The 12,492-nt window shown below is 61.2% G+C and carries 7 protein-coding genes; 3 read left to right on the plus strand and 4 right to left on the minus strand.

Annotated features, from left to right (window positions below):
- Positions 1-768: 768 nt before the first annotated feature.
- Positions 769-1,389 carry a YdcF family protein gene (locus tag NZK35_RS30860; RefSeq protein WP_259636384.1) on the plus strand — a complete coding sequence of 207 codons (621 nt, stop codon included), beginning with the start codon at positions 769-771 and terminating at the stop codon, positions 1,387-1,389.
- Between the two features lie 341 nt (positions 1,390-1,730).
- Positions 1,731-2,174, plus strand: a complete 444-nt coding sequence (locus tag NZK35_RS30865; protein WP_259636385.1) for a hypothetical protein — start codon at positions 1,731-1,733, stop codon at positions 2,172-2,174.
- 157 nt (positions 2,175-2,331) lie between these two features.
- Here NZK35_RS30865 and NZK35_RS30870 read toward each other — a convergent pair whose 3' ends face one another.
- From NZK35_RS30870 to NZK35_RS30885, 4 genes are all read right to left on the minus strand, one after another.
- Positions 2,332-4,185, minus strand: a complete 1,854-nt coding sequence (locus tag NZK35_RS30870; RefSeq protein WP_259636386.1) for a prenyltransferase/squalene oxidase repeat-containing protein — start codon at positions 4,183-4,185, stop codon at positions 2,332-2,334.
- A complete protein-coding gene (locus tag NZK35_RS30875; RefSeq protein WP_259636387.1) occupies positions 4,182-4,616 on the minus strand; it encodes an ExbD/TolR family protein in 435 nt (144 codons plus the stop codon). Before NZK35_RS30875 ends, NZK35_RS30870 begins: the two co-directional genes overlap by 4 nt.
- A 294-nt stretch (positions 4,617-4,910) precedes the next feature.
- A complete protein-coding gene (locus NZK35_RS30880; protein WP_259636388.1) occupies positions 4,911-6,017 on the minus strand; it encodes a MotA/TolQ/ExbB proton channel family protein in 1,107 nt (368 codons plus the stop codon).
- A gap of 13 nt (positions 6,018-6,030) precedes the next feature.
- The gene (locus tag NZK35_RS30885; RefSeq protein ID WP_259636389.1) at positions 6,031-8,058 is read right to left on the minus strand and encodes a tetratricopeptide repeat protein; all 2,028 of its coding nucleotides are present in this window, start codon (positions 8,056-8,058) and stop codon (positions 6,031-6,033) included.
- Between the two features lie 683 nt (positions 8,059-8,741).
- Between NZK35_RS30885 and smc the strand changes: the two genes are divergently transcribed.
- Positions 8,742-12,338, plus strand: a complete 3,597-nt coding sequence (gene smc / locus NZK35_RS30890; protein WP_259636390.1) for a chromosome segregation protein SMC — start codon at positions 8,742-8,744, stop codon at positions 12,336-12,338.
- Positions 12,339-12,492 lie beyond the last annotated feature (154 nt).

Genomic DNA, 12,492 nt, shown 5'->3' on the forward strand with positions numbered 1-12,492 from the left:
CCGGAGGTCAGCGCAGCGCCACCTCCGGGAAGGTCGTCCCGGATTCCTAGCGACCCCGGAGGGAAGTCGCAGCGAATCATTCCGCGACGGAAGGCCGGGTCCGAGGGCTCTGGCGCAATTTGCTTCGACACCCTCCGGGGTCGCGTCGGGGAGTGGACTGGATGTCCGGAGGTATCGCTCCGCTCACCTCCGGCTACTGGCTTTGACCCCGTCGGGGTGATGCCGCGAACCGAGTATCCCGGAGGGATTTCAGCAAGTAGCCGGAGGTCAGCGCAGCGCCACCTCCGGGAAGCAGGTCCAAAAATCCCAGCGACCCCGGAGGACGTCAATTTTATTACTGCAAGATTCATGGCTCCCTTCTCCCCCACAAATCGTAACAAGCTTGCTTGTCGATTTGTGGGGGAGAAGGGCTGGGGATGAGGGGGCTGGTGATCAGTTTTGCAGCCCACATCGATCGTAGCGGAAGGCGCCAAGACGTACGCAGCGCCGGCCCTCTCTGGCGTTTGCTTGCTGCGCAAACGCCGTCTCTCCCAGAGGGAGAGAATCTAAAACGGTTGTCAAATCCTGCAGTAAAAAAATTTAACGTCCCGTCGGGGTGATGCCGCATGCACGCGCCGGTCGCTGACGCGTCCCGCTGGGGTGCATGCCAGCACGTGGCGTCAGCCAGTGGCGCGTGATGGTTGCGCGGAAATCTCCACGCGCCGGTCGCTCACGCCTCCCGCTGGGGTGGGTTGGTGCGCGGTCGTTGGCGGTGGCTACAATGGTCGCATGGTTGATGTTGCAACAAAATGGAAACGGCGGTTTTGGCTGGTCTTGATCGCCTGGGCTGTCGTTACGCTTGCGTCTTCCTTTGCGTCCGTTCGCGGTGTGCTGATTCAACCGCTGTATGTCCATGACGGTGATGCGCGGGGCGAGATCGCATACGTCATGGCCGATGGGCCTGCGTATTGGGAGCGACTGTTCGCGGCGTCGGACCTGTATCACTTCCATCGCGTGGAACAGATCTATCTGCTCGAGGAACTGAATTCGTCGAGTTACAATTTTGTCCGTCGGCAAAACGACACGCGGCTGCAACGGGCGATCGACTACCTGGCGATGCGCGGTGTCCCGGCAGACGTGATTCACAGTGTTCCGGTCCAGCCCAACGTTTGGCTCGGCTCGCGGAGTGAAGCGGCCGGCGTTGCGAATCTGCCGCGCAAATTCACCAGCATTGTCGTGGTCACGTCGCCGCCCCATACCCGCCGCAGCAAGCTGTGTTTTCAGCGAGAGTTCGGCGATGATGCTGAAATCTCGGTTTACGCGGCGACCGGCCCCGGTCAGAGTGTGGAGACGCATTTCCCAATCTGGCTGGAGTATGCCAAACTGGTGGTGTATTGGGTTTGCGCTTAAAGAAGGGCTTGCGGCGCGTGCCCGATGGATGTTCGCTCCCAGGCTCCTACGCCTCGGAACGCCTTGCATCGGCGAGTCCGTTGGCGAACTCGGGAGGCGGAGCCTCCAAGACATTGGGTTCCCAGGCGGAGCCCTACGCCGTGAACGACTTTTTAGCGGTAGGGCGCGAGCCCTCCGGTGTGTTGGCAAAGATGCGCAAGCCGGAGGGCTTGCGCCCTACCGCTAAAGCCTCGCCAAACACAGGAAATAAATCGTTCGCGGCGTAGGGCGGAGCCTGGGAACAAGTCAGCGTATGCACAGCGTGCCCTAACCGTTTCCACTTTTAACTTGAGCAACTGAACATGAAGGTTTTGAAACCATTGATCGGTGTCGCGCTGGTCGCGTTGCTGGCGGTTTGTGTGGCCGATCAGCTGAGCGCCCAAACGGGGCCGTCTGAACAGGCGGATTCGAAGGCGTCAAAATCGACCGATCCGATTCCTCGTGCGGCGCTGCTGACCGAACGCGGACGACAATTGGCCGAAGAGCTGCGGATGCTCAAACGCAGCCGCGACTCGATGGGCTCCAAACACCCGACGCTTCCCTTGGTCAACAAGAAGATCGAAGCGATCCAGGAGCAGCTTGAGGCGTGGGAACCGGCCGTGGGTGCACCGCCGCCGAATCCGTTTCATCCGGAACAAGAATCCAAGCCGCAGATGAATGACTATGACTTGAGGCAGATTGTGATTCGGTTGACGAAGCGTGTGGAGTTGCTGGAGAAACGGGTGGCGGAGTTGGAAGGGAAATGAGGAGAACATTCCAGCGGGACGCGTGAGCGAGCGACGCGGGGTGAAGCAGGGTGTCACGCGCCACTGGCTGACGCCACGTGCTGGGATGGTCACGTACTGGGATGGCGATTGATAGCGTGATGCATTTTTTTGCCCGCCATTTTTCTGCCATCTCCGGTTACGGCCGGTTGGCGATGCGGTCGTTGGCGTTGCGGATGGCGTGGCGGTAGTAGGATTCCAGACACAGTGTTGCCATCGCAGTCGTGTACACCGTGCCTCCGTAGCCACCCCAGACGGTGTCGGCCGGCCAGCTTCCGTCGCCGCGTTGCGTGGCCAGCAAACGGTCTTTGAGTGCCGCGTTCCAACGCTCCCACGCTTCGTCTTGCAATTGATGCAGGGCCAGTGTGGCGTAGTACCAGTAGTAATAATTGTCTTGCCGCGTTCCCGGCAACGACTCCAGCAGATAGCGTTCAGCTTCGTCGATTTCCGCTTGCGGGACGTCTTCGCCGATCAGCAACCTCGTCGCCAACGCTTCGGCCGTCATCGTTCGGCTGATCGCTTCGCCGGGCCGATAGCATGCCAACCCGCCGCGACCGGCGCGAACACTGCGCAAGAACCTGGCGACGCCCGCCACGGTATCCCGTTCGATCTTGATCCCCGCCCGTTTGCCTCCGTCGAGCACCATCGCTTGCCAGCCCAATTGGCTGAGATCGCCTGGATCGCCCCGCGTGTAACGCCAACCTCCGGTGACCGGGTGTTGCATGCGAACGGTGTGTGCGATCGCGCGGCGGGACGATTCGATCGCGGACTTGTCGTTCGTCATCACCGCGGCTTCGCAAAGTGACAGCGCGGCCATCGAATGACAATAGCTGGCGGCGTAGACCGTCGCGTTGCCGCTGAGTGATCCATCGGGGTGCTGGGTCCGAATCAGATACGCCAGCCCGCGATAGACATTTTCGGCATAGTCGCCGGAGAGATGCGTGTTTCCGGCACCCATCATCGCCAGGAGCGAAAGTCCGGTCAGCCCCGTCGCGCTCTTGCTGCCCGCACCTGGTCGTCGTTCTCCCAACGGCATGCGATCTTCACCGGCACCGGACGCCTGCGGATCCCAGGCACCATCGGGACGCTGCGCCGCAGCCAAAAACCGTAGCGCCGCTTTCACTGCGGCTTCGGTTCGCGCGTCGCCGCCGGTCTGTGCGATTGCCAGTTGCTTCGCCGCGCCAACCCTGTTGGCGAAGTCGGCTTGTTCGGATCCGGGAACCACGGCGGCGGCGGAACGCGTGGTTGCGACGGGCGGACTTGGTTCCGACGGCTCGATCGGATCTGGCGCCGGAGCGATCGGCGGCGCGGCGTCTTGGGGTGGCGTCGGATCGGTGACGCGTTGCGTTGGATCCGTTGTCGCTGCGGCAACCATCGCCGACTCTTCAGGAATCTCCGCCGCGACCGCACTCTCGGCCAGTTCCAGTTGCGATTGCAATAACTGATCGAGCGATGCATCGAGGTCTTGTGTGATCTGCTCCAGCGCGGGACTGATTTCACTTGGCGAGTCGTTCGCCAAGGATGTTGGCGCCGGCGGCGGTTGACTCGGTGCCTGCTGCTGGTCTTGCGGATCGACGTCCGCGAGCGAGTCGTCTGTCACGAGCTCGTCGAACGGTTCGGCCAACAGGTCTTGCAATTCGGCGACGGGCAACGGCTCGATCGACGGTGTGTCCACGTCGCCGGAGGCGTCGTCGACCGTCAGGTCTGGATCGAAGGTGGAGAACGTCAGGGATTCGACACCGCTTGCGGTCGGATCGACTTCCTGCGTCGACGATCCGCCGTCATCCTGTACCTGGTACGGCACCAAATAGATCAGCACGGCGTGCAGGACCACCGACAGGACCAGACAGATGGTTCCGGCGGCGCGTCCCTCGCGTTTGGCTCGACGGAACAGCCAGATCGTGATCGCCAGCAAGACGACTGCGGCGATGGCGACGGCGTAGATCAGTCGCGGATCGTCCCACAGCCCCGTGATTTGACTGATCAGATTCAACGGAGGATCCCTCCGCCTCCGCCCGCATCCACTTTGACCGCGATTCCGATTTGGGCGACGCCCGACCGGCGGACGGTGTGAATCGTTTCGGCGAATCCTTGCAGTGATCCCGCGCTGTCGGCCCGCACGACGACTTTCAGATCGGGGTACTGGGCATATTGCGCCGCCAAGATTTCGGCGAGCTGTTCGTTGTTGACCACCTGTCCGTCGAGCAATACGTTTCCATCAGCCGTCAATTCGACAACGCGTTCATCGGGAACACGTGAGATGGCGTTCATCGGACCGACCGACGGCACCGAGACATCGATCCGGCTTTCCGATTCGCTGAACTTGGTGCCGACCATGAAAAAGATGACGAGCAGGAACACGACGTCGATCATCGGCGTCAAGTTGATCGTCACGTCTTCGTTGGATCGGTTTCGTTTGGCCATGAGATTGATTGCGTGGCGTAAGCTTCCAGCTTGCGAATGGAGTGGCGCAAGCTTCCAGCTTGCGTTTGGAGTGGCGTAAGCTTCCAGCTTGCGTTTGGGGTGGCGTAAGCTTCCAGCTTGCGTTTGGGGTGGCGTAAGCTTCCAGCTTGCGTTTGGAGTGGCGTAAGCTTCCAGCTTGCGTTTGGAGTGGCGTAAGCTTCCAGCTTGCGTTTGGGGTGGCGTAAGCTTCCAGCTTGCGAGCGGCAAGCAAGATGCTTACCCCACTTCAGCCAGCAAGATGCTTATCCCACTTGGTTAGGCGGCTTTTCGTTTTTTGTTGCGTTGGGATCCGGCGTCTTCGAGACCTTCGGCGGAGATGCAGTCGATCACACGTTGGCAAAGTTTTTCGATTTCGCCGAGGTAGCGATCCGATTTGCTGCTGAAATACATGTACGCCAGGTAGGCGGGGATGGCGACGGCAAGTCCACCGGCGGTGGTCATCAGCGCCATGCTGATTCCGCTGGCCAGAGTTTCCGGACGTCCGATCGAATTCTGGTCGCTGATCACTTCAAAGGCATCGATCATGCCGATCACGGTGCCCAGCAAACCGATCAAGGGAGCGACGTTGCTGATCGCGTGAAAGACACGCAGGTATTTTTTTAGTCCGTCGGAAACCCGATCGCCGGCGTCCATCACGGCCTGTTCGATTTCAAACATCGGCCGACCCCAGCGACGCAATGCCGCTCGAAAGACCTCGCTGACCGGGCAGTCAAACTCTTTGCACAACTCCGTCGCTTCGTCATAACTGAGCACGCCGTCTTCGACACACTCGGTGAAACGACGCACGAACGGGCGTGGGATCACCCGGCTGCGGCGCAGTGCGATCAGACGCTCCAAAGACAGTGACAGGACGACCAGCGAACAGATCGCCAGCGGCAGCATCAACCAACCGCCCGTCATGACCTTGCTGACAAACGCGGGTGTTTGAAACCAACTCGCTCCGGCGTCGTCTGCAGCGGTTTCGTCGCTGCCGATCTGTCCCGTCGCAGTCCCTTCGGCGGGCAGCGCCGGGATACCGGCCTGAGTCGGCTGTGGTTGGCCCTGTCCGCCGGGTTGCAGAGCGGTGCGAAACGCGGGCTGACCCGGAGTCGTTGAGTACTGGGGTTGGTTGCCGTATTGGCTGGGTTGAAACTGGCCGCCGAACTGACCGTTTCTGAATTGCGGCTGCGTTTGGGCGAGTTGTGTTTGGGCTTGGGCCAAACTAATCGTCGACATCCACCACAGCATGCCGAGGGCCAAGACGACCACGGGCAAAATGTGGGAGATCAGTCCGGCCAGCCGCCTCCGCCCTCGTTCCGGTCGCAACTGGACCTTGGAACGCAATTTTCGGGACGACCGTTTTTTTGAGTCAGAATGTTTCATCGATTGGCGTGAATCAGCGTCGCAAACTTGGGGAATGGTAAGACGCGGCGTCGTCTGGGGAGTCGCCCGGTGAGTCGTTCGGCGGGCTTCCGTTGCTGGAACCACCGGCCGCAGACCGGGCGGCGGCTGGCAAGACCGCCATCCGGCGTCGTGCTTCGGTCGCGTACGAACTGTCGGCGAAACGGCCTAACAGTGCTGAGTAGCAATCTCCGGCCTCGCGTGTCAGCCCCAATTGCTCAAACGACTTGCCGGCTTGAACCAGCGACGCCGCCACATAAGGGCCTCCGGGGTCCAGCCCTTCGACTTTGCGGTAGTCGTCGATCGCTTTGGCAAACTGGCGCTGCATCAAATGCGTTTCGCCGATCATCCATTGGGCACGTCCACGCAGCGCCGGTGTCGCGTCGGGGCTGCGAACGACGCGTTCGTAACGCGATCGCGCGCCGGTCAAGTCGACTTGCCGGACTGACAAATCGCCTGCCAGCAGATCCACCAACGCGGCGTGCACGCCCGTCGATTTGGAAGCTTCCTCGCCCAACGCCGCTTTCACACGCTCGAGTCTTCGCGTGGCCTCGGCGACGTCGGCATGGGCCACCGCGGACTCGGCACAGCGTAACAACGTCGCAAAATCCGTCGCGCCGTGATGGTCCACCACATGCGCCCACCACTTGGCGGCCTGTTGCCCTCGATCGGTTTGCGTCAGGGCCTCGGCGAACAATCGATCGACGTGAACGCTTCTGCGATCTTCTGCGGCGTTCAAGCCCGTCGACTCGGCGGCCAATGCCAGCATCGACCAGCGTCCCGTTCTGCCGGCCCACCGGCAGGCCGACTCGCGAGCCATCGTGGTTGAATCCAGCAAGTCACCGGAGATCAACGTCGCAGCAATCTGTTCGGCAAACCCAGAGCTTCCCAAGTCCGCTGAGTCGTGCAGCAAGACAGCAATTCGCTGCCCCGTTTTGTCTTCGGCGGCCAGTCGTTTCAGCAAAGCGTCAAAGCGTGGCGGCGGCAGCTTCGGGCCGGCGAACAACAGCGCATGGCTGATCAATTCCGCCGACCATTGTTGCGGTTGCCCATGCTGGACCACCCAATGCATGACGGGGTCCCAAAGCGGTGATGTCGGGTCGGGCGGATCGGTCGAAAGCGTCTCCAGCACGATCTGGTCGGTACCGCGGCTCGATGGCCAACGCTGAAGCAGGTCCGCAATCGCAAGCACAGCCGCCTCGTCGTCGTCGGCCTTGCGCAAGCATCGGACTCGCATGGCCGCCGCGCTGGCGGCGTCGGCGTGGGAGGGGTAGGCGTCGATGAATTGCTGCAGTCGCTCTGCAGCGTCAGGCATTCGATCGGGCTGCATCGCAGTCGCCCAACCCAAGCCCAGCATCGCCAAGGCGCGATCGCTGCCGACTGCGTCGGCCCAGCCGGTTCGCGTGGCGCAGTCGACGATCCTGCTGTAGAGAGCTTCGGCATCGGAGGGACGCTGTTGATTCAGCGCCGACCCGCCCGCCCGCATCGCGAGTTTGATCAGCGGTTGCAGCGTGTTGGCGGGCGGCGGTGGAGCAGCGGCGGTGGACAGTTCATCGAAGGCCGGGACCAGAATTTTGGCAACCTGATCGTCTTGACCGGTGGCGGCAAAGTGATTGGCGGCGGACGTGCGAATCAGCAGACGCCGGGCGGCAGACTCGGCATCCGGCTGGTGGCGGGACAGCGAATGAACCGCCTTCCAATACAGCTCGTCGATCAGCTTGGCGTCTAACTGTCCCTTCGCCGCCCGGGCCAAAAGTACAAAATCCACCGAGAAGTCGGCGTCGGATTGCTCGACGAGTTCGCAGAGCATTTCACTCGCGGATTGAAAGTCTCCCTGATCGCGGGCATCCCTGACGTGCGCAATCGTGGGGGGATGGTCTTCCGGCGGGGCAGCAGATGCGTCCGGAATTGCCGCCAACAGGATCAACAGCAGAAACCAGGCAACGGGAGCCCTCCCCTCGCTTCGCTCGACCCTCCCGGAGGGAGGGTTATTACTTGAATCGATGCGGATGGGGTTTCGCAATCGTCTCCCTGGGAACGTCGAGCACGAAATGGAAGTCACCCTCCCTCTGGGAGGGTCGCGGAGGAGTTTACGACGACGCGGGGAGGGTTGCTGCGACGGAAACGTGACCGGCAACGGTGGACGGTCGGCCGCGGAAGCCCTCCCCTCGCTTCGCTCGACCCTCCCGGAGGGAGGGTTGTTTCGTAGCTCGCCATGCATACGTAGATTCACGCCAACACCACCCCCCAGGAGGGTGGAAGCGAGTCCTGCGAAGCTCGATGGAGCCAGCGTTTGGCGTCCGGATGGCGCGATTGCGCTGTGCGCAGCGGCGACACCTGGCCGCATGTCCAGGCATCGTTTCGGAACGGTTTCGGTGAATTCGCTATGCATCTTTGCCGGTACAATCGGAATAATCGGGGTTACCGAATTAGTCTGCCGAGTCGCAAGCCGAATTCGGTCTCCGGTGCCCCTAGATCCCGTGGTTTACCGGCAAACCAGCTATCCCCATCCCGCCGTTTTATCTACTCTTAAGGGGTCATCCGGCCACGTGCCGTAAGCATCCGACGTGGAGTACGCTTCCAGCTTGCGATTCAGCCTGATTGGCAAGCAGGATGCTTACCCCACTTTGGCGAGCAGGATGCTTACCCCACTTTAGTGAGCAGGCTGCCTCCCCCACCTTCCCGACTTCCTCTCTCTGCTCCCGTATGCTCAAAGCTCTCGAACTCGCCGGCTTCAAAAGCTTCGCGGATCGTACGCGCTTTGATTTCCCCGACGGGATCACGGTGATCGTCGGCCCCAACGGCAGTGGCAAATCGAACATCGTCGACGCGATGAAGTGGGTCCTGGGGTCTCAGAGCGCCAAGAGTCTCCGCGGCAAGGAGATGTCGGACGTCATCTTCAAAGGGTCACAGACCCGGCCCGCAGCGGGTGCCGCTGAGGCCACGATCATTTTCGACAACGCCGATGGCAATCTGCCGGTCGACGCCCCCGAAGTCCACGTGACCCGCCGGGTGTATCGCAGCGGCGAAAGCGAATACCTGATCAACAAGCAATCGGTGCGGCTAAAGGACGTTCGAGATTTGATCCGCGGCACGGGAATCGGGATCGACGCCTACAGTTTGATCGAGCAGGGGAAGGTCGATCGAATGTTGCAGGCCAACGCCAAGGATCGCCGCGCGATCTTTGAGGAGGCGGCCGGGATCAGTCGCTTCAAAGCCAAGAAACTCGAAGCGGAACGTCGGCTGGCACGCGTTCAGTCCAATTTGACGCGACTGAGCGACATCGTGGAAGAAGTCGGCACACGGCTGAGGAGCGTGCGTAGCCAGGCGACCAAGGCCGAGCGGTATCGCCAGGCGAGCGAACGTCTCAAAGAACTGCGCACCGTCGTGGCGTGGAATGATTGGACCAATCTGAACGAAGAAGTCGCCCGGTGTGACGCGGAGTTGGAGGTCGCCAACGAGCGGCTCAGCCAGTTGCAGGCTGAACGCGAAGAGATGACGACGCGTCGGCAGGCGGCGGATTTACAGCTGCAAAAAATCGCCGACTCGGCGCGGGGGTTGGAATCCGAACGACGTGAGACGCTGGGCCGAGTCGCTTCACTCGACGGCCGTAAGGATGCCGACCAAGCCTCGGTGTCCGACCTGCGGTTTTCGATTTCTCAATCCTTGCGACGTGTTCGGTCGCTGCGATCACAAGCGCAAAAAGCAGCGGCCGAGTTGGCCGACGCTTCCGAGCGTGTCCTGGCCAGCGAGCGGGACTTGGAATCGGTCCGTCAGCGGAGTGCGGAAGTCGAGACGCAGCGCGACAAGATTCAAGTTGAGACCGATGAGATCGTGCGGCAGCGCGACACGACGCAGCGAAACCACTTGGCGGCGTTACGAAGAGTCGCCGAACTGGAATCGAGTCGCGAACGCGTTCAATCGCGGTTGTCCGAGTATGGCCGTCTGTTGGTCAACCTGACCAAGCGGGTTGCCGAGGCGTCCGAGTCGTTGCAGTCCGCCAAGTCGGATGACGTCGAGTGGACGAAGCGAGTGGAGTCGCTGAAGCGGACGATTGAGACGGCGAAGGCTGATGTGCGTGCGGCCGAAGTCAAGACCAACGAACATCGCCGGACGTTGGACCGCCGAAGTGGCGAGACGGCCGCGCTGCGGACGCGATTGGAAGGCATCCGTCAACGCTACCTGGTCCTGGAAGACCTGCACCAACGAAACGAAGGGGTTTCCGGCGGCGTGCTCGGGGTCTTGGATCAAGTGACCGCGCCCGATCATCCGCTGGTCGATTCAATCGAAGGCATGGTCGCGGACTTGGTGACGGCAAACACCGAAATCGCGCCGATGATTGACGCCGCACTCGGTGAACGTTCCCAATACTTGGTCGCACGCTCGGGCGACTTGGCCGAGGCGATTTGCAACGGCGAGATCGACGCCGACGGTCGGGTGGGGATCATCCGCAGCGATCTGTTGCCCGAGCCGCCGAAAGAGAATCGCATCCAACTGGAAGGCTTGCAGGGCGTGATCGGTCGCGCCGATCGTGTCATCGACTGCGCGCCCGAACAGATTAAACTGATCAGCCATCTGCTCTCGGCGACTTGGTTGGTCGAGGACCTGCAAATCGCGCGGACGGTCAAGATGCTGAGCGGTCCCGGCCAACGCATCGTGACCCGCAAGGGCGAAGTGCTCGAGAGTGACGGCACGATGGTCGTCGGACCACCGGCGACGGCGACGGGTTTGGTCAGCCGTCGCAGTGAGCTGACCGCGGCAGCCGAAGAAATCGAACACTACACGTTTAAGATTTTTGAAAACGACGAAGCGATCACGGAGTTGGCCAAGCTCGTCGACACCCATGCGAGCGAGTTGGGCCGCTTAGAGATCGCCCATCGCAACCTGGTCACCGAACTGGCCGCCGCCGAAGCCGAGCGAAGGCATGCCGGCGAGCGATTGGCCGGGATTCAAGCGACTCACGATGCCATCGTCTCGGAAGTCGAAACGACTCAGGCCGAACAGTCGGAAGCAAAAACGGAATCGGAGCGACTGGCCCAAGAGATCGTCCAGAACCGACAGACGGTCGAGACGCTGGAGAGCGAAGCGGCGGAAATCGAAGAGACCCTTTCGGAGACCCAGCAGGCGTTGCAGTCAGCGATCGGCGCCGTCATGACGGTCTCGGTCGAAGTCGCCCGCGCCGAACAGAAACACGAGTCCTTGGTCGCAACGATCCAGCAGCAACGCCGCGACCAAGTCCAGCGCGAATCCGCCGTCGAAGAAGCTCAAACGGCCGCCGATACCGGATACGCCAGGCTGGCCGAATTGAACCAGCGGATCGCCGAAACGCTCGAAGAACTGGCCACGCTGAAAGTCGAGAGCGATCGCCAGGAAAGTGAGCTTCACGAGTTGGCGACCAGCGCGGAAACGGTTCGTGAATCGAGCCGCGAGATCACGAAGGCCAGTGACGAAGCGATCAAGGGAGCCGCCAAGGCCAGCGAAGAGGTTCACGCGATCACCAGTCGGCGCGATGCCGCGAAACTGCGTTTGGTGTCGCTCGCCGAACGCATTCAAGAAGATTATCAAATCGACCTGGAAAACGACGAGCCGCCGGAAGAGCTGTCGGAGATCGAAAACCGGGTCGCGATCGATGACGAGATCAATCGGCTGCGTGACCAGTTGCAGCGCACCAGCAACGTCAACATGGAGGCGCTCGCGGAACTGGAAGGGCTTCAAGAGCGCTACGACCATTTAAGTGGCCAGTATGAAGACCTGTCCGCGGCGAAGGATTCACTGCAACGGATCATCGGCCGGATCAACGCGGACAGTCGTCGATTGTTCCTGGACACACTTGAAGCGATCCGCCAGAACTTTCAAAAGCTGTATCGAAAATCCTTCGGCGGCGGCCACGCGGATTTGGTGCTGGAAGATTCTGAAGACCCGCTCGAAGCCGGCGTTGAAATCGTCGCGACGCCGCCGGGCAAACCGAGCTTCAGCAACTCGTTGCTGTCCGGTGGTGAAAAGGCGTTGACGGCGGTCGCGTTGTTGATGTCGATTTTCCAGTATCGCCCCAGCCCGTTTTGTGTGTTGGACGAAGTCGACGCGCCGTTTGACGAAGCGAACATCGGACGATTCGTGACCGTGCTGAGCGAGTTCCTGGACCACAGCAAGTTCGTGGTGGTCACGCACAGCAAGAAAACAATGACCGCCGCGACCACGCTCTATGGCGTGACGATGCAAGAGTCCGGCGTCAGCAAACGCGTCTCGATCCGCTTCGAAGACGTCAGCGACAACGGAGAAATCTCCGAAGGCGAAGCGGCGTAAGGGCAGCTGGCTGGAGGCCCGGAGGGCCGGCAGAGTGTTTGCCGGTGGCGTGAGCCACCGGTTCGCGTGCAAACAAAAGTTTTTAGGCCCGGAGGGCCGGCAGAGTAATGGTGGCTGGGTCGCGTGGGACTGTGTCGGCCCTAGTATCTCACCC

This window comes from Stieleria sedimenti (assembly GCF_025060895.1).
Lineage (GTDB): Bacteria > Planctomycetota > Planctomycetia > Pirellulales > Pirellulaceae > Stieleria > Stieleria sedimenti.